Here is a 22,046-nt window from a genome sequence, read left to right as displayed (position 1 = left end):
ATACACTTCGCCATTTAACGGACACATAACTCCATTATGCTAAACAACTGAATCGAAAAAACGTTATTACAAATGATGTCAGCCGAAATCATGTCTATCATTGCTATGATAAGTACAAATTGACTCGAGATAGATAGGAAGTGTTTCTTCGTGAAACGAATTCTGCTCATTGAGGATGAAATGCCGATTGCTCGGCTTGTCCAGGTCTACTTGGAACGGGCAGGCTACGAGGTACAGTGGAACGAGGGAGATCACGAGGCAATCACGACTTTTCTCTCCTGGAAGCCCGATCTTGTCCTGCTAGACTTGATGCTGCCTGATCATGACGGCTTGGACATACTCAATCAGATTCGCCAATACGGCAGTTGTCCCGTCATCATTATCACTGCGCGCGGTACAGTGCCAGACAAGCTTCAAGGGCTTGCGCAAGGTGCAGATGACTACATTGCCAAGCCATTTGATCCAGAAGAAGTGCTCGCCCGTGTCCAAGCCGTTCTTCGCCGTTCCTCTTATCTCACGGAAGCGGATACGATCAGACTCGGCACGCTTTCGATAGATGTTACGGCACAGAATGCGCTGATCGGGAAAACACCCCTTTCCTTAATGCCACGGGACTGGCAACTACTCGTTTTCCTGGCGCGGCATCCCAACCAATGCTTTAGCCGCGATCAGTTGCTGGATCAAGTCTGGGGAATGGATTTTGAAGGAGGGGATCGTTCTGTGGATACCGCTGTGAAACGCTTGCGCAAAAGCTTGCGGCCTTGGCCGACTTCCGAAGGGGAAATCAGCACGATCAGAGGATTGGGGTATAGCCTGCGTGTTTACTAAACGATCTATTTCTACCAGGACAGCTGTACCTCTCTTGCGCTACTGGACGTGGCGCTACGCTCTGATTTTATCGGTCATCCTACTCGGTATCGGCTTCTTTGGAATCTATTGGATTAACAAAGCAGCTACAGAACAGCAGTTTCAAGTATTGGAAGCAAGAACGGAGATGCTGGCTGATTCGTATTCCAAGGTGTTGCTTACCAAGAGCGACACAGCTACTCCTTTAAAGAAAGAGGAGTTCGCGCAAGCAACTGCTGCTATGCCTGGCCAGACCGTCACTGCTGTAGCTGCTGTAACCGGTCCTACGTCACCTTCTATTCCTGACGCCGCAATACCCGCAGCAACTACCGCCACGATCGCGCTTAAGGTCATGCCAACTGTGCCAATCGATCACGTAGTGCAGATTTACGATGTCGCAGGCAAGACGTCCAAAAAGGAAATGGTCAACCAGACGGCTGCTACCATTACTCAGTTACCTACACCTATCCAGCCTGTAGACAACACAAAGGAAACACGGGAGGTTATCTCCGCAGGGGAAGCTACGTGGTTGCGGGTAGGTGTACCTTACTATGAGCATAACGGAGTCGCAGGCACCTATTACGTCAGCACGCCGCTTAACAATGATTTGGTCCACACCTATATCACGATCATGGTTTCCATTGGCATCATCACCTTGTGCGGTTGGGCTATCGTTTATGTTTTGTCTCGATCCCTGACTCAGCCTCTCCGGCAGTTGGCAATGGCTGCCGAGCAAATATCCACCGGAAATTATACGCCCTCACTGCCTGATACCGCCAAAATAAAAGAGGCGGAAATCAGCCAGCTGGTACATTCCTTTGACGAAATGGCCAACCGACTCGGACAGTTGGAGCGGATGCGCACCGACCTTTTGGCTGGTGTTTCCCATGAGCTGCGTACCCCTGTCACCTCGATCCGCGGGATGATTCAGGCGGTCAAAGACGGCGTTGTAAAGGGTGCAGACGCGGATGAATTCATGCAAATCAGCATGGACGAAGCCAAGCGACTCCAGACAATGGTCAATGACCTGCTCGATTTTTCGTCCATGGAAGCAGGTGAGGTATTCGTCGAGAAGCAATCCATTCAAATCGATAGCACATTGGATCAGGTAGTCGCACAGGTGCAAGCCCTACCATCATTTGCAGACGTATCTGTGACAGTTCACCCGACTGGATCAGAAATCGTATGGATTGGCGATGAATCACATGTTAAACAAATCTTGCTTAATTTATTGGGGAACAGCGCTGCCGCAAATGCAACGCAAATCGAGATCGGTGTCCATAATCAAAGCGACTTCCTCTCCATCGACGTGACCGACAATGGAAAAGGGATTCCTGAGTCAGAGGTTCCATTCATTTTCGAACGGTACTATCGCGGCGATAGCAAACGCAAAAAGAAACATGGATTGGGGCTTGGCCTGACGATCTCGCGACTATTGGCAAAAGCACACGGGGGAAATGTCGAATTGATTCGAACTTCTCCAGAAGAAACAACCTTTCGTCTGACACTCGCACATCCAGACTCGTCTGCTTGAAATGAAAAAGAGGAAGCAGCACGTACCGATCGTGCCGCTTCCTCTTTTACGTATGGGCACCCTCCGGCACATGCGTGCGGATAAGATCCATGAAGATGTCCAATGCTTTGGTATGAAACTCGTCGGATTTCGTGACGAGCGAAAAATCACGGGTAACCGGTGTCCCCGTCACCTTCAATGTGCAGAGCGTGCCGAGCTTTCGTTCTTTGCGGATGGCCCAATAAGAAAGCAGGCTGATTCCCAACCCAGCCTCCACTGACTCCTTGATCACCTGTGTACTGCCGAACTCCATTCGCTTGTGCGGTGTGAATTGCAGTTGGCGAAACATTTTTTCAGCCGCTTCTCTCGTGCCCGATCCTTCTTCCCGTACAATCCACGTTTCCTGCGTCAACTCGTCAATGCTGACCTCAGTCTGCCCCGCTAATCGATGCTCTGGAGAAGCAATCAAATACATACGATCATCAGCAAACGGCTCCACGCACATTTTCTCGTCCACATACTCCCCCTCAACAATCCCGACGTCGAGTTGTCGCTTTGCCACCAGCTCAGCGATCACTGTGGAATTGTGAATCGTAATCGTAGGAGTAATCATTGGGTAATACTGACGAAGACGCGCAATGACATGAGGCAGCACATACTCCCCGTATGTGTAACTCGCGCCAATAGTCAAATGCCCACTGGGTGTATTCATCAAATCGTCCACGAGGCTCTGCATCCGCGTGTACAGACCCAATATCTCCCGAGCGTGATGATAGACAATCTCGCCTGCTTTATTCAAGCGAACATATTTGTTGCTTCGCTCCAGGAGCTTTGTCCCTATCGTGCGCTCCAGCGCATGAATATACTGACTAACGGCAGGCTGCGTCATATGAAGCTCTTCTGCAGCTCGGGAAAAGTTCTGTCTGTCTGCAACGGTCACGAACACAAGCAAATGCTGATCCAACTGCCTTCACTCTCCTTTCCACCACTAACCATTCATTTCACTTATGATGATCATCGCAATGATTTATTTTTCTTATTATAACAGTTGCCGTATGCTGAGTTTGTAAATCTTTTCGAGGAGTGATGGCAATGGCAACTCCGATAAAAAACAGCGTGCCATTGAATGAAAGCAATGCCAGCGTACAGCCCAAAAAAACCCCCGAAAGCAACCCCGCATCCTTCTCGCTGTGGATAGCTGGAATCGCTTTTACTTTTTTCATCGCCCTGACAGGCTACGGCTTAGCAAAAATACCTGGCTTCCAACAAGTTGGCCCCCTCGCCTGTTCGATCCTGATCGCGGTCGCATACCGGCATTTTCGTGGATATCCGGAAGCATTGCGATCAGGGATTCAATTTTCCGCCAAACGTTTACTGCGTCTGGCTATTATTTTGTACGGGCTTAAGCTCAATATCGACGTCGTCTTGAATCAAGGCCTCGGGCTTCTCGTCTATGACGCTGGTGTCATTATTTTTGCCATCGCGGTTACGATGCTGATAGCCAAGTGGTTGAAAGCAGACTCTTCCCTCTCCCTCATGCTCGGAGTCGGTACAGGTGTCTGTGGAGCAGCGGCAATTGCAGCCGTCTCCCCTATCGTTGCTGCCAAGGATGAAGATACCGCCATTGGGGTAGGAATGATCGCACTCGTTGGAACCCTTTTTGCTATTTCCTACACGATCCTGCGTCCCTTCCTTCCTCTGTCGACGGTCGAATACGGCATGTGGTCAGGAATTAGTCTGCACGAGATTGCTCACGTCGCGTTGGCTGCTGCACCGTCGGGTGAAGATGGGCTAGCGATTGCCCTGCTGGCAAAATTGGGGCGTGTGCTTCTGTTGGTCCCGCTCTGTTTTATTCTGATGGTTTGGATGAAACGTTCCGGGAAATTGCAAAGTGGCACCAAGATCGAATTCCCTTGGTTCCTGATCGGCTTCCTTGCCATGAGTGTTTTTGGTAGCTACGTTCTCGGCTCATCCATTCCTGTCTCTGAGGCGTTCCATAACGGTGTCGCCAATCTTACCACCTTTGTACTTACCATGGCGATGGTCGGGCTTGGTCTCAATGTCAATTTGCGTGCACTGCGGACAAAAGCGGCGCGCCCACTGATTGCTATGACTATTACCTCGATTCTATTATCGGTTCTCTCCTTTGCATTGGTATAAAAAGCTGTGGATAACCAAACATCCGAACTCGAATTCGCCGATTTGCTTGATGATCGGCGAGTTTTTTTTGTGGATAAGGCTGAAGATTATCCCCATATGTTGATAAAGATGTGTACATCTTTGCTGAGGGGGATCTATATGTCGAGAAAATGGTTGAGGAGACGACCGAACATCTTATTCATCATTGTGGATCAGGAACGATTTCCCCCTGTCCCTTTTCACCTCCTTTCGCACACCTTCTATCAACGTGAACTTTCCCGGAACAACAGAAAAAACCCCTCGGATTGAGGGGCTTTTCGTCATTTCTTTTCTCTTCGCTATTCCTGTTCGGTCAATGCTTTTTCCAATGCTGCCATCGCTTCTTGTTCATCGACACCATCGGTGATTAGGGTAATTTCTTCCCCTTTTGCAATGGCTGCTGCCATAATACCCATGATGCTCTTGCCATTTACATTTTTCTCATTTTTGATGATTTTAATTTCGCTGGAAAAAGACGTGGCGACCTTCACAAAGTTCGCAGCAGGCCGTGCATGCAGGCCGTGCGCCAATTGAACCACTATTTTTTTCTCTACCATTCTGATCTGCCTCCTTCTCTATACTCTCTCAAGCCATTCCTTCACAAACGCCTCTACTTGCGCAGAAGTGCTCATCTGTAAAATTGTATCCACCTGTTTCGCTGCGTCCTCCACCTTCAAACGACTCAGCTGTTGGCGTGCAGGCAAAATGCTCCCTGCACTCATACTGAATTCATCCAGACCCATTCCCAACAGAATCGGGATCGCGATTGGATCGCCTGCCATCTCCCCGCACATACCGACCCATTTGTTCTGCGCGTGCCCTGCTTTGATGACATTGTGCAGCAAGCGCAAAACGGCAGGGTGATAAGGCTGGTAGAGATAAGCGACCTTCTCGTTCATACGGTCGGCTGCCATTGTGTATTGAATTAAATCATTGGTTCCAATGCTGAAAAAGTCAACCTCGCGTGCAAATTGATCGGCCAACATTGCCGCAGCAGGGATCTCAATCATGATACCCACTTCGTACTGATCGGATACTACAATTCCGCGATTCACCAAAGATTTTTTCTCTTCTTCCAAAATCGATTTCGCCTGGCGGAACTCCTCCAGTGTCGCAATCATCGGAAACATGATTTTCAAATTGCCGTGTACACTTGCGCGCAATAGAGCACGCAGCTGCGTACGAAACAGTTCTTGGTTGTCGAGACACAGCCGGATGGCGCGATGTCCAAGAAACGGGTTCATTTCTTCCGGCAAAGCGAGGTAGGAGAGATGCTTGTCTCCACCAATGTCCAATGTGCGAATCACCACCGGGCGGTCGCCCATATGCTCCAGCACGTGCTTGTACGCGAGGTATTGCTCCTCTTCCGTCGGAAAATCATTGCGCCCCATGTACAGAAACTCCGTGCGGAACAGCCCGACACCTTCAGCTCCATTGGCGATTGCTCCAGCGACGTCTTCAGGACTTCCGATATTGGCGGCAAGCTCGACATGATGATTGTTGAGCGTGACCGTTTTATTGTTCACAAGCTTCGCCAATTCGGCTTTTTGCACTTCGTAATCAGCCTGCTTGCGTTTGTAGACAGCGATTTCCTCTTCACTCGGGTCAATAATCGCGATCCCTTCATGCCCGTCGAGAATGACGAGCGTCCCAGGCTGAACTGCACGAGTAATTCCTTGTGTTCCGACAACAGCAGGAATCTCCAGAGAACGTGCCATAATCGCAGAATGGGAGGTTCGTCCTCCAATGTCCGTGACGAAGCCTTTGACATAGCGGCGGTCTAATTGAGCCGTATCGGAAGGCGTCAAATCATCCGCTACAATGATCACTTCTTCTGTCAGCTCACCGAGTCCTGCAAATGGTAAACCGAGCAAGTAAGAAAGTACACGTGTGGTCACGTCACGAATGTCTGCTGCTCTCTCCCGCATGTATTCGTTGTCCATTTGCTCGAAAAGTCCGATGAATGCTTGTGCGACATCATTCAAAGCACTTTCAGCGTTTGTCTTTTCGCTATTAATTTTATCTTTGACGGTATCGACCAGTTCCGGGTCTTCCAAGACGAGCAGGTGAGCTTTGAAAATGTCTGCATGATCCGTCCCCATCTCCCGCTCCACGCGCAGAACGATGTCCTCCAAATCATTTTTTGCTCGAGCCAATGCCTCTTGGAAGCGTTGGATTTCACTCGCCGGATCTTCAATCGCTACGGTATTGATCTGTAAGTCGGGCGTTGTCAATAAAAACGCCTTGCCAATGGCTATACCTGCTGAAGCTTTTACACCTGTGATCTTTTGGGACATCGTAACACCAGCCTCTCTCAATGGCTACCTGACCATTCCTTCAATCTGCGTGCCTGTGCGCGCACGATCTCCTCCAGAGGATGACCTGCCGGAATGCCGGTACAATTGTGTAATGTATTTTCCCATCCAAACTCTTTCAGGCTTGCTTGTATCCGCGCGGACTCCGCATCCTCGGGATAGTCGAACGCCAGTGCCGCTGCAATTGCCAGACCCAAATACGCTGGATTCATTCCTTTTTCCATGCATTGCAGCGCTGGGCCGACCAAACGATCATGCTGCGACAGCTTGCGGATCGGCGAACGTGCCACCCTGACAATATCGTCAGACAGCAGCGGGTTGGTGTATCTGCCTAGGATTTTTTCCACGTATTGCTCATGCACTCGCGGGTCAAATCCGTACTTGGCAGCAAGCAGTGCACCTGTCTCCTGAAGAGCCCCGCGTGTCACCTGAACGATCCGGTCGTCTCGCATCGCTTCATCAATCGTTTTCATCCCCAGCTGATACCCCAGGTACGCAATGACCGCATGACCTGTGTTGACGGTAAACAGCTTTCTCTCGATGTACGGCGCAAGATCCTCCACATAGGTAACGCCCTCAATGGACGGGACCTCTCCAACCATCTGCGACGAATCGACCACCCATTCGAAAAACGGTTCCACCATAACCAGAAGCTTGTCATCATGCTGCTGCAAAGGAACAATCCGGTCTACAGCTGCATTGGGGAATCCGATCCATTGTGCTGCCTCGGCTTGAACCGATTCCGTCAGATGCTCATACACATGCTCCTTCAGCTTCTCGCTGCCGCCAATCATGTTTTCGCATGCAATTACATTGAGTGGGTTCGCATGAACAGAAAGTCTCCGGGTAATGCCGGCTGCGATGGCCCCAGCAATGTGCGGAAGAATGTTGGGACCAACTGCCGTCGTAACCAAATCGGCAGTTGCGATCGCTTCAGCTACCGCCGCTACATCCTGACCATTTATCGCTCGAACTCCTTCCACGACCGACTCCGGTTTTCCTGTTGTTGCTAGTTGCACGCGATACATTTTTCGCTCATTCAGCTCATCGACCAAAGCCGCGTTGACATCTACAAACGCAATTTCATAACCAGCCTTTTGCAAAAGTTGTCCGATAAAGCCTCGCCCAATGTTCCCTGCTCCAAAATGTACAGCTAGCATAGGCGATTACACCTCCTCAGAGAACATCGCGATGATTTCTTCAGCCGAAGCCGCATTTACAATCCGCTTGACGTTTTCCTCCTCGGAGCAAAGAATCGCGATGTTCGAGAGCACCTCCAGATGCTCATCTCCAACAGCAGCAATGCCCACTAACAAATAGGCTGTATTTCCCTCACCAAAATCTACGCCCTCCGGAACCTGAATGATGGAGATCCCGGTGGATTGAATCTCTGCCTTGGATTCGTTCGTTCCATGCGGGATGGCTACGCCGCTTCCGATGTATGTGGTCGCCAACTGCTCGCGCTCTTGCATTTTCTCTACATACGCCTCTGTTACATGGCCTGCACGCACAAGCAATTGTCCTGCCAGTCTGATCGCTTCTTCTTTATTGGCTGCCTTTGCATTCAACATGATTTTTTCCGCTGTCAGTATGTTTTTCATTTCGTTCTCTCCAATCCTATCTTTTTGAGGCAAAACGCATACATTTTGCCCGCTATATAATCAGCAATTTGCTGTGTTTCTCCTGTTTTCAAAACCGCTTGCATTTCTTCTTCAATCAAAAGGGAGCTGATCTCGCTGAGAACCTCCAGCCCTTCCTTTGGCACTTCTTTCGGCCCTAGCAAGAGCAGAAGCATGTCAATCGATATCACTTCTTCATCCATCGAGCGAAGAAGGACAGGCTCTCGTAATTGGTGAAACGTAAAAGTCGCCTTGTTCACTGCTTCATTTCTTCCGTGAAAAAGGGCCAAGGACGTTCCCGGAATCCCCAAACCGCCGAGCTTTTCCCGCTCGATCAACTGCTTGACGACCGGTTCGACCTCCTCGATCGTTCCACGCGCTTTCAGCCTCTTGCTGATTTGGCTCAAAAGCTGGGCGATGTCGAGATCACGGTTATCCCATCTCATTCCCCATAGCCCATCGTAAAGCTCATTGGCATACGCAGCGTAGTGTTGCATGGCCCTTAGATGTTCGATGGACTGCTGTTCTGCGGGAACCAGCTGACTTTTCTCCTGATGGGATCGCTTCTGACTCTTCGCGTGCAATTGATACTTAATTTTTTGGATATCGTCTGGCGGAAGCAGCGGGCTGACCACGACATATTCCGCTGGATCGAGTGCCAATGGAAGGGTGGAAATGACCAAGTCATAATCCGTTGCCGGAACCTCTTCCAAGTCGAACATGGACAGATTTTTCAAGCTGACGATCTCCGGTATTTCTTTTTTGATGCGCGTTGCCAAAATCTTGGAGGAGCCGATCCCGCTGGAGCATACCACCAATGCCCGGTACCACTGCTGCTCATGGCGCGTTCTCTCCAGTGCCGCCCCAAGATGCATCACGAGGTACCCGATCTCTTCATCTGGAACCTGCAGCCCTGGCAAAATCGTATGGACCGCTTCACTTGTTACGGCAAACAGCTCTGGGTAGTTTTGCTTGATCTGCTCGAGAATCGGATTGCGAATCTCCATCTTCCGCTGTAATCGGTACAATGCTGGCTCCAAATGCGTCAGCAGACCATGGAACAGCGAGGCGTCATTGCCAAGCGGAATGTCCAATCGTTCTTCGCAGGCTTGAATGAAGCGTTTTGTAATGACCATGAGCTCTGTATTTTCCGGCCATACCTGGTCATCCGGAGAATGCCGCAGCTTGGCTCCCCGCAAATGCATCGTAATATAGCCGATCTCATCCGTTGGGATCTCCATCTGGAAAATTTGCTTCAATCGCTCCATGATGTTGCTGGCTATTTCGTACTCGGGTGTTCCAATCAATTCACTGAGGGTGTTCTCGTCAAAATGAATGCCTTCCCCTTTTTCAATCCGTTCCATGGCCAATGCCAAATGGGTGACCAACCCGAGATAGGCGCTGTCTGCCAAAGGATACGGAAGCTCCTCGTCCAGATGGCTCAATGCATTCTCGACCTTGATCAGCTTTTCCCGGTCAATCAGGCCGAGCAACCGTTTCGAAATCGAGTCGATGTCTCGCAGTGCCTTGTTTTGAATATTTTCTTTGATGATCCCAATCAGCTCGTGATCGTCCAGATGCTCGGCAATCAGTCTGCTGATAGCCCGTCGCTTGGACGACTCGGTACCTTGCAGCTCTACGCCGTACCCTCTTTTTCGCAAGAGTGACAGATCGTAACGAGCGAGCATGGTCTCCAAATCATCCAGATCATGGCTGATGGTCGCTGTCGTCACTTTCAAATCGATCGCCAGCGAAATCAGCTTGACTGGCTCTGATGCCTCTAGGAGCGCACACAGGATGATGGCCTTACGTTCCTGCACGGTGTACTCCTTCGTCATGTGATGCAGGACAGACATTCTGAGTGCACGCTTTTGCTCTACAGTCCCAACCACTTCAAGCCCTGAACCTGTTTTTCTGACCAGCTCCAGTTCAAATTCATCAAACAAAGAAGCCAGCGCATCCAATTCTCTGTGAACGGTACGGCCGCTGACACCAATCTGCTCGGCGATCGAACCAACGGTAACTCCTTTTTGTTCCTTCAATAAAATCTCGATAATAGATCGCTGTCGAGAGGATACATGCATGTCTTCGTTCCCTCCTTAACGCCAAAGAGGGAAGACGCTAGCTCTCACTAGCGTTGATTCCCTTTACCCCAGGCGTTTGACCAACTTGTCATACTCGGGACTATTCAAGAAATTTTCAATGGAGATATGCTCCGCAGAAGGCGCTTTGACCTGCGCTCTTTCTGTTAAAGTCTTGTGCGTAATGACGATATCAGCGTCGCTTGGAATGTCGTTGATCGCTGTATTGATGACCGTAATCTCGGTCAGGCCCGCATCCTTGAACTTTTTGCGCAAGGACGCCGCACCCATCGCACTGGAGCCCATTCCCGCATCGCAAGAGAAGACGACTTTCTTCACGTCAGCAGCAGCTACTTCATGCATCACTGGAGCTTCTACCGTTTCTTGTGCCTTCGCTTTTTTGCCTTTCATCTCTTGCATTTTTTCTGTCGCTTTTTCCAATTCATCTTCGTCTGTCTTCGCGCTCATTTTCAAGAGAGCAGATGCAATGAGGAAGGACACGACAGTCGCTGCCAACACACCTGCGAGTACCGGTAGCAATCCACCACGCGGTGCCATTGCAATCAAGGCGAAGATACTACCTGGAGACGGTGGCGCCACCAATCCTGCGCCAAGCAGCGTGAAGGTAAACACACCAGCCATCCCGCCACCAATGGCCGCCAGAATCAAACGCGGATTCATCAGCACATACGGGAAGTAAATTTCGTGGATACCTCCGAAGAAGTGAATGATGACAGCACCCGGAGCCGATTGCTTGGCACTACCTCTGCCAGCAAGCCAGTATGCCAACAAAATCCCCAGACCTGGTCCTGGATTGGATTCAAGCAGGAAGAAGACGGATTGACCCATCTTCGCTGCTTCATCCAGACCGATCGGGCTCAAAATACCATGGTTAATCGCATTATTCAGGAACAGAATCTTCGCTGGCTCGATGAAAATGCTCGCAAGCGGCAGCAATCCCGCACCTACAATAACTTCTACACCTGCTGCAAGCGCTTTGCTCAAGCCCACAACGACAGGTCCAATTGCTTGGAATGCCAAAAGTGTCAGTAACCCACCAACAATCCCCGCAGAAAAGTTATTTACCAGCATTTCAAAGCCGGAACGAATTTTTCCTTCGAACAACTGGTCCACTTTTTTCATAACCCAGCCGCCCAAAGGCCCCATGATCATGGCTCCCAAAAACATCGGGATGTCTGCGCCTACGACAACCCCCATCGTAGCGACGGCACCTACGACCCCACCTCGAACATCATGGACCATTTTCCCGCCGGTATAACCGATCAGCAGTGGCAGTAAATACGTAATCATCGGTCCAACCAGTTTGGCCAAATTTTCGTTAGGCAGCCAGCCTGTCGGAATAAATAAAGCGGTAATCAATCCCCAAGCGATGAAAGCACCGATATTCGGCATGACCATAGCACTCAAGAATCGTCCAAACTTTTGTACCGAGACCCGTATTCCACCCGAAGAGTTTTTTGTTTCCACGCTCTCCATACTGAACCCTCCTTTACCCCTATCTATGAGATGTTGACATGATTGAAATGGTAATGTGTACACCTCAAATATAAAGCGTTTTCACAGAGGGTAACAACAAAATCAAAGCGCGAATTTGTCTGACTCGTTGTTGCCAAAACTTAATTGCACATAGGAAAAAGACCTCTACCCAGTTGCAGAAGCCTTCTCCTTACAAATTCTCGAATTCAACTTTGATCACTTTTCCGGTCTTTCACATCGACATCAATCTCAAACACCTGATTTTGCTCGGTGAGAATCTCCTTCGCTTGATCAAAGGAATGTCCAGTTGCATGAACCGACATCCCCCCTCCCAATACGGCGAGCCAAATACCAGCCCACTTTCCTATGGCTGTTTTCCTCATACTTGCACTCTCTCCCTGCGCGAAAATTCGTGCCAAAACACTCCTAGTTTGTCACGGATTCCCCTAAATATTCGCAGGCAGGTCAGCACGAAAAAAAGACCGATGCGCACATGTGCACACCAGTCTTTGCTTGTGATACCGCTCAATTCCTAGCTGCGTGGTGAACGAGATTCGCCACGTGGACGGGAGTCGCCACTGCGTGGACGAGAGTCACCGCTGCGCGGACGAGATTCGCCGCCGCGAGGACGATATTCGCCATTGCGCGGGCGAGATGGACGCTTTCCACCAAAACCGGAACCGGAGCCGAAGCCACCTTTTCCTTTTGGAGGCAGCTTTTTCTTCCCGACACGAAGAGGAGCCTCTTCCGTCAGGCGAACAGGAGTTGTATCCGGCTCTTTGGTCAACAGCTTGAGTGCTGCGGATACCAATGTCACGGAATCAACATCCTCCAACAATTGCTCTGCCAATGTTTTGTAAGCAGACAGATCATCTCTGCCAGACGCTTCCAAAATTTTGTCTACCGTCATTTTTTGTTGACCTTCCAGGGCTTCTGCCATCGAAGGAACGGCACGACGCTCCATGCGACGCTTGGTCGTACGCTCAATCAGACGCAGATGGTCGATTTCACGGGAAGTAACAAAAGTAATCGCGAGACCCGTTTTACCAGCACGTCCCGTTCTTCCGATACGGTGAACGTAGCTTTCGGAGTCTTGTGGAATGTCAAAGTTGAATACGTGCGTAACCCCGCTGATATCCAGACCGCGGGCTGCAACGTCAGTCGCTACCAATACTTCGATTGTACCTTCTTTGAACTTGCGAAGTACGCTGTCGCGTTTTGCCTGGTTCAGGTCTCCGTGGATACCTTCTGCTCCATAACCGCGCTTGGTCAGCGCTTCGGACAGCTCATCCACTCTGCGCTTGGTTCTACCGAATACGATAGCCAGCTCAGGCGAATGAATATCCAGCAAACGGCACAGAACATCGAATTTTTGTCTTTCTGCTACTTCCATATATTGCTGCTCGATGTTTGGTACGGTTACTTCTTTTGCTTTCACTTGAATGATGGTTGGTTCGTTCATGAACTGCTGGGCGATTTCCTGGATCGCTCTTGGCATCGTCGCCGAGAAGAGCAATGTTTGACGATTGGTAGGAACCTCTTTCAAGATTTCCTTGATATCGTCGATGAAGCCCATGTTCAGCATTTCATCCGCTTCATCCAGAATCACCATTTCAATCGCATCGAGACGAATCGTTCTTCTTCTCATATGGTCCATGAAACGTCCAGGTGTTGCTACAATGATTTGCGGGCGTTTTTTCAACGCCTTGATTTGACGCGTGATGTCTTGGCCACCGTAGATTGGCAGGGCAGAGATGTTTTTAAATTGGGCAATTTTATTAATCTCTTCTGCTACCTGAACAGCCAGCTCACGAGTAGGGGTCAGTACAACCCCTTGAATGTTGCCGTTGGTTTCGTCCAAGCGTTCAACCAGTGGAATACCGAATGCAGCCGTTTTACCAGTACCTGTTTGTGCCTGACCGATTAGGTCACGACCTTGCAGTGCTACAGGAACCGTTTGATCCTGAATCGCTGTAGCCTCTTCGAAGCCCATGTTGCTCAAAGCTCTAACAATGGAGTGGTGTAAGCCAAAATCATTAAAAGTCGCCAATGAATGTCAGTCTCCTTTATCAATACCTTCATCTATAAAATTCTCAAAAAAAAGGGCACTATTCCTTACGATCCGGAACATGCCCTTTTATCCCGATTGTACGTAGCGCCCTAAAGAACATAGCTGTAATCGTACCATGCAATGACTGAAAAAGCAAACTGCTTATATACCCAAATTGTTTGATTTTTTGGTGATGCATCTTGTAAAAATAACAAAGCAGCCCAGGAGAGGGCTGCTTGTCTGTTACGGGATTATTTTACCCATTTTTTGTAAAGCTCATCAAATTTTCCTTGCAGCTTCATCTCGTCCATCCACAGATCCAAGTAGTTAGCGAAGATCGTGTCTCCGCGGTGAATCATGTACGCTTTTTCACTTTTGGTGAACGGGTTGTCAGTCAGAGCAGCATACAGGCGGGAATCTGCTTTGGAATATACAATCGCTTCCAGCGTATCCGTGATCATCACATCGTACTTACCGCTTGCTACCAGACCAGGAATGTCGAGGTTGTTTTGTTCAACAGTCACAGTTGCTTTTGTCAGGTGCTCACGAACGAATTTTTCATTGGTGCCTCCTGGATTCACACCAATGCGCACCTCTGGCTTGTTGATGTCTGCTACACTCTTGTACTTGTCCTTGTCTTCTGCACGGATAAGCGGAGCTTTACCGAACATAATATAAGGATCGCTCATGTGTGCTTTTTTCTGACGGTCTGTGTTGCGCGTAACGCCTCCAACAGCAATATCGAATTTATTTGCCAAGAGGTCGTCCATCAGTGTTGGCCAAGAGGTTTGGACAAAACGCGCCTCAACTCCCAAGCTTTTTGCGAATTCTTTCATCGCGTCGATATCGTAGCCTTCGAATTCATTCGTTTTTGGATTCAAATATGTAAACGGTTTGTAGTCACCTGGCGTACCAACGAGGATGTAGCCTCTCGCAATGATTTCATCCAAACGGGATTCAAACTTTTTCGCTTGCGGTTTTTTAGCAGCTTCAGCAGCTACGGTTGGGACAGGCTTAACCGCCGTTGCGGCAAATGCACCTGTTCCTCCAGTCATGAGCATAGTTGCAGCGAGTGTGCTCGCCAAGATTGTCTTTGTAAATTTTTTCATCTGGGTTTCTCCTCCTGTTGTTCGGTAATGAATTTAGTTATCAGAAACAAACTCCATCATCCCCTAATGGCATCCCCCCTTTCAAAGAAGAGGACTTACAACCTGTTGAGCTGCCTCTTACACAGTGAACCTGCCGATACCTTGCTGTAGTTCTTCTGCCACTGCGTTCAAACGCTCGACAGACTGACCAATTTCCTGGATGGCTTGAAGCTGCTCTTCGGTTGCCCTTGCCACTGTTTGTGCGTCGAGTGAAGCATGTTTGGCAATGTTATGCATTTCATCCACAGAAGCACTTACCTGCTCAGAGCCTGCTGACATTTGTTCAGATGCTGCAGATACTTCCAAAATGTGCGCAGCAACGTTACGGGAAGATTCTAAAATGTACCCGAAGATTTCGCGAACCTCTTCGACCAGTTGAATACCTTGCTGTGCGTTTTCGTTGCCCTCGGTCATGACCTCTACCGCGTGACGGGTATCTTGCTGGATTTCCCCGATCAGCATCGCGATTTTGGATGCGGACTCCTCGGATTGGTTCGCCAGCTTTTTCACCTCTCCGGCAACTACAGCAAACCCACGTCCATGCTCGCCAGCACGTGCTGCCTCAATCGAAGCGTTTAAGGCTAGCAGGTTGATTTGCGAGGTCAACTGACTGATGGTATCGAGAATGCCTTCGATTTCTTTGGAGCGATTGTTGAGCTGCTCGATTGCTACTGTCGCCTTCGATGTTCCCTCGCCAATGCTTCCCATCTGGCGAACTGCCTGCTCTACCACAGCAGTTCCTTGTTCTGCCTGCTCTGTTGCTATCTGGGCAGCCTCTGAAACATGTGCAGACGTCTCCGCGATTTTCACGATGCCTGCTGCCATGTCAGTCATCGACAATGCGACTTCCTGCGAGCTGGCTGCCTGTGCCTCTACTCCCTCAGAAATCTGTCCAATAGACAAGCCGATTTGGTTGATGTTTTCCGTCGCTTGTTTAATACCTTCGGATACTTCCTGACTAAAACGCTGTACTTGATCAGACGACAGAGATACGTCTTCGATCAAATTTTTCAAGTGCGATACGGTTTGGTTAAAGTCACGGGACAGAACGGCAATCTCGTCTTTCCCTTCCACCGTAACTGTCTCAGCCAAATTCCCCTGAGCCACTATGTTTACCGCTTGATTCAGACGCTCAATTGGTTTCACCATGCGTACAGCCAAGAAATAAACCAGGACTACCCCAACAGCCAACACGATGAGGGAAATGATCATCAATTGAAGCGACAGCGCATCTACGGGAGCATGCAGCTCTGCTATCGGTGCCGTGATGTATACGCCCCAATTCAGACTGGTAGGTGCATAGGAAACAAATTGAGGTATTTGCTCGTATTGGTATTGAGTGACTCCATGAGTTCCGTTCTTGATGTCTTCAAATGCTGTTTGAAGCTCAAGAAAACCCAGGTTGAGAATCGATTCCTTCAGAATGTACTCACTCGTCGGGTGATAGATAAAAGTCCCTGTTTTACTAACTAAAAAGGCGTAACCGCTTTGCCCGAACTTCTCTTGAGACACCTTTTGTTGAATTTCATTGATCGGAATGGTTGATCCGACATAACCGTATTGACGATTGTCCTTCATCAGGGGAACGATAATCGTCACAATGTTATTCCCCGTCCGTTTCGAAACCACTGGCTCGGAAACGATTACCTTTCCTTCCCCTTTGCCAGCTTCCTGAAAGTGTGGTCGGTCCGATGGATTGGTCACTTCTCCTTTGAAATTGATCACTTTCGTTCCGCTTAAATCATACGAAAAGAAGAAGGTCTCAAACTCAGGATTTTCCTTTTGCGCTTCTTGAATCAACTTCAGGTCATGATCGAAATTGTTATCCGCGGAGATCAATCCTCCTATCGTTTTTACAACTCCGATTTTTTCTTGAAAGAAACTGTCGATACGAATGGAGAGATTACTTGCGGCCAGCTCAGCTTCTTTGTCAAGACTGTCTGCCAACAGCTTCGAAGCACTCCAATAGCTTGCACCGCATACCATGCCCAAACTAACAAGCAAAAGCAGGCACAAAATGATAATTAGCTTATTCTTCAAACTATTTTTCATACACTACCACTTCTCCCTTCTCTTCCTTTCAACAAAAAAAAGACTGCCTACCGACAGCCGATCATGACTACGGTACGGCAACCCGGCTGTCCTAGTGCGAAAATCATAGATCCTCGACTTTAGACCCGTGGCTTTGCGTCCCTGCCTTTCAACAGGTTTGCCTTTGTCATTCCTTGTTGTTTTTAGTTTTAGTCCACACTTTTTCAATCTCATCGTTCTTTTCCCATATTTTCTCTGTTATAAACCACAAATTTTTTAAAAAAAGCTGACGACCCGGAAACAGGTGTCAGCTCTCTTGTATATTCTCTTGATCAGCTCAATCCGATCACGTGTCCATTCTCATCTACATACAGCGATTCAGCAGCCGGCTTTTTCGGGAGGCCTGGCATTGTAACCAAGCTTCCGGTCAGTGCGACGATAAAACCAGCTCCTGCCGATATGCGCACTTCACTCACTTGAATCGTGAAGTCAACAGGTGCTCCCAACAGATCAGCGCGGTCCGTAAAGGAGTATGGTGTTTTCGCCATGCATACAGGCAGATGGGACATGCCCATTTCTTCTACCTTTTGCATCGTTTTCAATGCAAGCGGCGAAAAGACAACTCCTGATCCACGGTACACTTCTTTTACTACTGTCTCAATCTTGTCTCTAATGCTGAGGTTCTCCTCATACAAGAATCGGAAGGAGGAAGGCCGCTCTGCTGCACGCGTCACTTTTTCAGCCAGCTCGACACCGCCAGCTCCTCCTTCTGCCCACACTTTAGAGAGCGCCGCTTCGGCTCCGGCCGCTTGGCACAGCGCAATAACGGCATCGATCTCTGCCTGCGTATCCGTCGCAAAATGATTGATGGCCACCACTGCTGGCACACCGAACTTCTGCAGATTTTCCAGATGGCGCTTGACGTTTTCGAAGCCTTTTTCCAGAGCAGACAAGTTCTCCGCTGCCAGGTCAGGTACTTTTACCCCGCCGTTGAATTTCAAGGAGCGAACCGTAATGACCACGACAGCAGCCGATGGTGTGAGGCCTGCTTTTCTGCACTTGATGTCAAAAAACTTCTCCGCTCCTAAATCCGCACCGAAGCCCGCCTCTGTTACGACGTAATCCGCCAGCTTCAAGGCCATCTTGGTTCCGATCACGCTGCTGCACCCATGCGCGATATTGGCAAAAGGTCCGCCGTGAATAATGACCGGAGTTCCTTCGATTGTCTGTACGAGATTGGGCTTGATCGCTTCCTTCAAGAGAACGCACATCGCATCAACCGCATTGATTTCTTCTGCCCGTACAGGCTGATCATCGAAATCGTAGCCAATAATGATATGGTTCAACCGCTCGCGCAAGTCTGCCAGATTCTCACTTAAGCATAGAATCGCCATGATTTCCGACGCAGTCGTAATCATGAAGCCGTCCTCACGCGTCATCCCATTGCCGTCACCCAGACCAACAACGATGTTACGCAGTGCGCGGTCGTTCATGTCCATTGCCCGTTTCCAGACGATTTTCTTCGGATTGAGCCCGCGCGGATTGCCATGGAAAATATGATTGTCGATCATCGCTGCCAACAAGTTATGGGCAGCTGTAATCGCATGAATGTCCCCTGTAAAATGCAGGTTAATTTCATCAGCCGGGAGAATTTGTGCCTGACCGCTTCCGGTTGCGCCTCCTTTGATCCCCATGCAAGGACCCAAGGACGGCTCGCGAAGCGCTGCCATTGTTTTCTTCCCGAGATAATTTAATGCTTGTGACAGACCAATCGTCGTGAGCGTCTTGCCTGCTCCCGCCGGGTTAGGGTTCATCGCTGTAACAAGAATCAGTTTGCCATCAGGGCGATCCTTCACTTGCTCCCATAGCTCATCTGATAGTTTGGCTTTATACTTTCCGTATAGCTCCAAATGCTGTTCTTCGATACCTGCAATCTTGGCAATTTCAACAATAGACTTCATACTTGCCTCCCTGCCACACCAGAATGTAATGCACCAGTTACCAATCTTCTACATTCTGCATAATCATCCTTTCTCCTTTCCTCTTCGACACATTACGCAAAAGAAAAAGCCCACATTCCGACAAACGTTCAGAATGCAGGCTCTCATTTATTTCCCGAAAATTTTTCCCGGATTCAAAATGCCGTTCGGGTCCATCACTTGCTTCATCGCTTGCATGATGTCCAGTGCTTCTCCGTGTTCCTTGTGCTGGTACTTGATTTTTCCCACACCCACACCATGTTCTCCCGTGCAGGTTCCTCCCCGACTCAATGCGTATTCCACCAGATGGGCATTTACTTCCTCGGCACGAGCCACTTCTTCAGGATCATTCAGGTCGATCATCAGGATCGCGTGATAGTTCCCATCCCCGACATGCCCTGCAATCGCTCCATCCAGCCCAGCGAGATCAATGGCTTGCCGCGCATCCACAACTACTCCTGCCAGCTCGGAAATCGGCAAGCAAACATCTGTCACCATCAGCTTTTTCCCGGGCGATTTGTGCAGGAAGGCATACGCCAGGTTATGACGAGCGTCCCAGAGCTGCGTCCGCGCCTTCGAATCGGTTTCAAAAAGAAACTGCGTGCAGCCATGACCATCGGCGATGTTCTGGGCAAAGTTGATATCATACGCGAGCCCTTGTTCACTGCCGTGGAACTCGATAAACAGCGTCGGTGCTTCCGGGTAACTCGTTTCCTTGTACAGATTCACTTGTTGGATGGAACGTTCATCAACCAGCTCGATTCGCGCTACTTGAATACCCGCTCCGAGAATATCCACGACGGTATCGACGGCATCCTGAACAGAGGGGAAGCTGGCACGCGCCGCCGTTGTCGCCTCAGGGATACCGTAGACACGCAAGGTCAGCTCTGTGAATACACCGAGCGTTCCCTCCGACCCGACAAACAGCCCAGTAAGGTGGTAGCCTGAGGAAGATTTGGCTGTCATGCTCCCTGTACGGATGATACGTCCGTCCGCCGTCACTACTTCCAGATCGCGAACCTGATCACGCATCACGCCATAGCGAACAGAGGTTGTTCCACTGGCGTTTGTAGCCGCCATCCCACCCAAAGTCGCGTCCGCGCCAGGATCGACGGAGAAAAACAATCCGTGCTTTTTCAATTCTTTATTGAGCTGGGTCCGCGTCACACCGGGCTGGACTCTCACGAGGAAATCCTTCGGTCGAACCTCCAACACTTGGTTCATCAAGGAAAAATCCATGCTAATTCCGCCCGCATAAGGAATCGCGTGGCCTTCCAGACTGGTCCCCATGCCAAACGGCGTTACCGCAATGCGCTTTTCGTTGGCTAGCTTCATGATTTGACTGACTTCCTCTGCCGTCTTCGGATACACGACTACATCCGGAAGATGCGGGGTATGGTACGATTCATCATGACTGTGGTGCTCCAGTACAGTGGGGTTAGTCGATACTCGTTCTTCCCCCAGCAATCCCACTAACACTTGCTTGTAATCCACGTTGGTTCCCCCTCCGTTACTTGCTCAAGTTGACAAGGAATAAACTGATTTCAGGAATGTAGGTGATAAGCAGCAAGTCGACGATCATGATGATCAAAAACGGGATCACCGCTCGCTCAATCTCCGTATTCTGGAGCTTCGCAATATTTCCTGCTACCAACAAATTGATCCCAACCGGTGGCGTCAGCATACCGATGGCGGAGTTGACGACCATGATCACCCCGAATAGCACCGGATCAATGCCCAAAGAGTTCGTGATCGGCAGCAGGATCGGTGTCAGGAGAATGATCGTAACCGCCGTTTCCATGAACGTCCCCAAAATGAGCAGCAAGATGTTAATAATAAGCAACGTAATGATCGTGCTGTCAGTAATCCCGAGCATGAATTGCGCAATTTCCTGCGGGATGTTTTCCCTCGTCATCAGATAGCCAAATGCGTTGGCGGTCGCGATAATCAGCATGATGACCGCTGTCATACTGGCAGAGCTAGCGAATATTTCCCCCAAGTCCCTCCACTTGATCTCCCGGTAGACGAAAAGCCCGACAACCAGACCGTAAATTACGGCTACCACTGCTGCTTCTGTCGGAGTAAAGATGGCCCCGTATATACCGCCAAGAATAATGATCGGCATGAGTATCGCCAAAATGGCGTCCTTGAAAGCCTCCCATATTTCTTTGGGGGTATGCTTCTCTCCGCCACCCCAGCCGTTTTTCTTACTGATCCAATACGAGTACAAGATCAGCGAAATCGCTACGAGAATACCCGGTCCAATCCCGGCAATAAACAAGTCACTAATCGAGGCACTCGCTGCTACCCCGTACAAAACCATCGGCACGCTCGGAGGAATCATGACACCAATCGTTCCGCCTGTTGCATGCAATGCCGCAGAAAACCGGACATTATACCCTTTTTTGACCATGTGCGGGATCAAAATTCCCCCTACGGCTGCCGTTGTCGCGGCAGAAGAACCCGATATCGCTGCAAAAAAGGTACACCCCATGACCGCCACGATTGCCAATCCCCCCGGCAGGTTCCCGACAATCGTATTCGCAAAGCGAATCAGCCTGGCCGAAATTCCGCCTGTTTCCATCAGTTTTCCTGCCAAAAGAAAGAACGGAATGGCCATCAGCGGGAAGGAATCTGTCCCGTTGAACATTTTTTGAATCACAACCAGAAGAGGGATGTTTCCCTCCAGCATAAACACGACAACGACAGATAACCCCAGTGCCACCCCAATCGGTACATTCAGGATCAGGAGCACCAACAGTGTTAAAAACAAAATCGTACCCACAATC

General features: G+C 49.5%; 17 protein-coding genes and 1 riboswitch. Of the genes, 3 read left to right on the top strand and 14 right to left on the bottom strand.

All coding sequences use genetic code 11. From position 1 onward, the window contains the following. Positions 1–150 precede the first annotated feature (150 nt). Together FB479_RS14675 and FB479_RS14670 are read left to right on the top strand one after the other, a co-directional pair. Positions 151–828, top strand: coding sequence for a response regulator transcription factor (locus tag FB479_RS14675; RefSeq protein WP_142065799.1), 678 nt, complete (start codon positions 151–153; stop codon positions 826–828). Further along, positions 818–2,380, top strand: coding sequence for a sensor histidine kinase (locus FB479_RS14670; RefSeq protein WP_142065798.1), 1,563 nt, complete (start codon positions 818–820; stop codon positions 2,378–2,380). Before FB479_RS14675 ends, FB479_RS14670 begins: the two co-directional genes overlap by 11 nt. Before the next feature lie 46 nt (positions 2,381–2,426). On the opposite strand, the gene FB479_RS14665 is transcribed toward FB479_RS14670, so the two are convergent. Next, complete coding sequence (locus FB479_RS14665; RefSeq protein WP_106654913.1) at positions 2,427–3,323, bottom strand: LysR family transcriptional regulator; 897 nt, start codon at positions 3,321–3,323, stop codon at positions 2,427–2,429. A gap of 128 nt (positions 3,324–3,451) precedes the next feature. On the opposite strand from FB479_RS14665, the gene FB479_RS14660 reads away from it, so the two are divergent. Then, complete coding sequence (locus FB479_RS14660; protein WP_142065797.1) at positions 3,452–4,519, top strand: YeiH family protein; 1,068 nt, start codon at positions 3,452–3,454, stop codon at positions 4,517–4,519. A gap of 317 nt (positions 4,520–4,836) precedes the next feature. On the opposite strand, the gene FB479_RS14655 is transcribed toward FB479_RS14660, so the two are convergent. The 13 genes from FB479_RS14655 to FB479_RS14595 form a co-directional block, all read right to left on the bottom strand. Then, positions 4,837–5,094 (bottom strand): HPr family phosphocarrier protein, encoded by a 258-nt coding sequence (locus FB479_RS14655; RefSeq protein WP_047069997.1) that lies wholly within the window; start codon positions 5,092–5,094, stop codon positions 4,837–4,839. A gap of 18 nt (positions 5,095–5,112) precedes the next feature. After that, positions 5,113–6,834, bottom strand: coding sequence for a phosphoenolpyruvate--protein phosphotransferase (gene ptsP, locus FB479_RS14650; RefSeq protein WP_185746376.1), 1,722 nt, complete (start codon positions 6,832–6,834; stop codon positions 5,113–5,115). Positions 6,835–6,851: 17 nt separating this feature from the next. After that, complete coding sequence (locus tag FB479_RS14645) at positions 6,852–8,012, bottom strand: mannitol-1-phosphate 5-dehydrogenase (protein WP_142065795.1); 1,161 nt, start codon at positions 8,010–8,012, stop codon at positions 6,852–6,854. A gap of 6 nt (positions 8,013–8,018) precedes the next feature. Further along, positions 8,019–8,453 (bottom strand): PTS mannitol transporter subunit IIA, encoded by a 435-nt coding sequence (locus tag FB479_RS14640; protein ID WP_106654917.1) that lies wholly within the window; start codon positions 8,451–8,453, stop codon positions 8,019–8,021. Next, positions 8,450–10,555 carry a BglG family transcription antiterminator gene (locus tag FB479_RS14635; protein ID WP_142065794.1) on the bottom strand — a complete coding sequence of 702 codons (2,106 nt, stop codon included), beginning with the start codon at positions 10,553–10,555 and terminating at the stop codon, positions 8,450–8,452. The genes FB479_RS14640 and FB479_RS14635 overlap by 4 nt, the downstream gene beginning before the upstream one ends. A gap of 63 nt (positions 10,556–10,618) precedes the next feature. Further along, positions 10,619–12,049, bottom strand: coding sequence for a PTS mannitol transporter subunit IIBC (locus tag FB479_RS14630; protein WP_142065793.1), 1,431 nt, complete (start codon positions 12,047–12,049; stop codon positions 10,619–10,621). A 206-nt stretch (positions 12,050–12,255) separates the two neighbouring features. After that, complete coding sequence (locus FB479_RS14625) at positions 12,256–12,432, bottom strand: hypothetical protein (protein ID WP_232030179.1); 177 nt, start codon at positions 12,430–12,432, stop codon at positions 12,256–12,258. Between the two features lie 149 nt (positions 12,433–12,581). Next, positions 12,582–14,099, bottom strand: a complete 1,518-nt coding sequence (gene cshA, locus FB479_RS14620; RefSeq protein ID WP_106654920.1) for a degradosome RNA helicase CshA — start codon at positions 14,097–14,099, stop codon at positions 12,582–12,584. Between the two features lie 251 nt (positions 14,100–14,350). Continuing rightward, a complete protein-coding gene (locus FB479_RS14615; protein WP_106654921.1) occupies positions 14,351–15,208 on the bottom strand; it encodes a transporter substrate-binding domain-containing protein in 858 nt (285 codons plus the stop codon). 117 nt (positions 15,209–15,325) lie between these two features. Next, positions 15,326–17,299: a methyl-accepting chemotaxis protein gene (locus tag FB479_RS14610; protein ID WP_106654922.1), complete on the bottom strand. Its 1,974-nt coding sequence runs from the start codon at positions 17,297–17,299 to the stop codon at positions 15,326–15,328. Between the two features lie 73 nt (positions 17,300–17,372). After that, a riboswitch (cyclic di-GMP riboswitch) is annotated at positions 17,373–17,471 on the bottom strand. Between the two features lie 139 nt (positions 17,472–17,610). Continuing rightward, positions 17,611–19,239 (bottom strand): formate--tetrahydrofolate ligase, encoded by a 1,629-nt coding sequence (locus tag FB479_RS14605; protein WP_142065792.1) that lies wholly within the window; start codon positions 19,237–19,239, stop codon positions 17,611–17,613. A gap of 147 nt (positions 19,240–19,386) precedes the next feature. Beyond that, a complete protein-coding gene (locus FB479_RS14600) occupies positions 19,387–20,751 on the bottom strand; it encodes an FAD-binding oxidoreductase (protein ID WP_142065791.1) in 1,365 nt (454 codons plus the stop codon). A 16-nt stretch (positions 20,752–20,767) separates the two neighbouring features. Then, positions 20,768–22,042 (bottom strand): TRAP transporter large permease, encoded by a 1,275-nt coding sequence (locus FB479_RS14595; RefSeq protein ID WP_142065790.1) that lies wholly within the window; start codon positions 22,040–22,042, stop codon positions 20,768–20,770. Between the last annotated feature and the right edge of the window lie 4 nt (positions 22,043–22,046).

Source organism: Brevibacillus sp. AG162, assembly GCF_006715575.1.
In the GTDB taxonomy this organism is placed as follows: domain Bacteria; phylum Bacillota; class Bacilli; order Brevibacillales; family Brevibacillaceae; genus Brevibacillus; species Brevibacillus brevis.
This window is presented reverse-complemented; position numbering and strand designations above follow the sequence as displayed.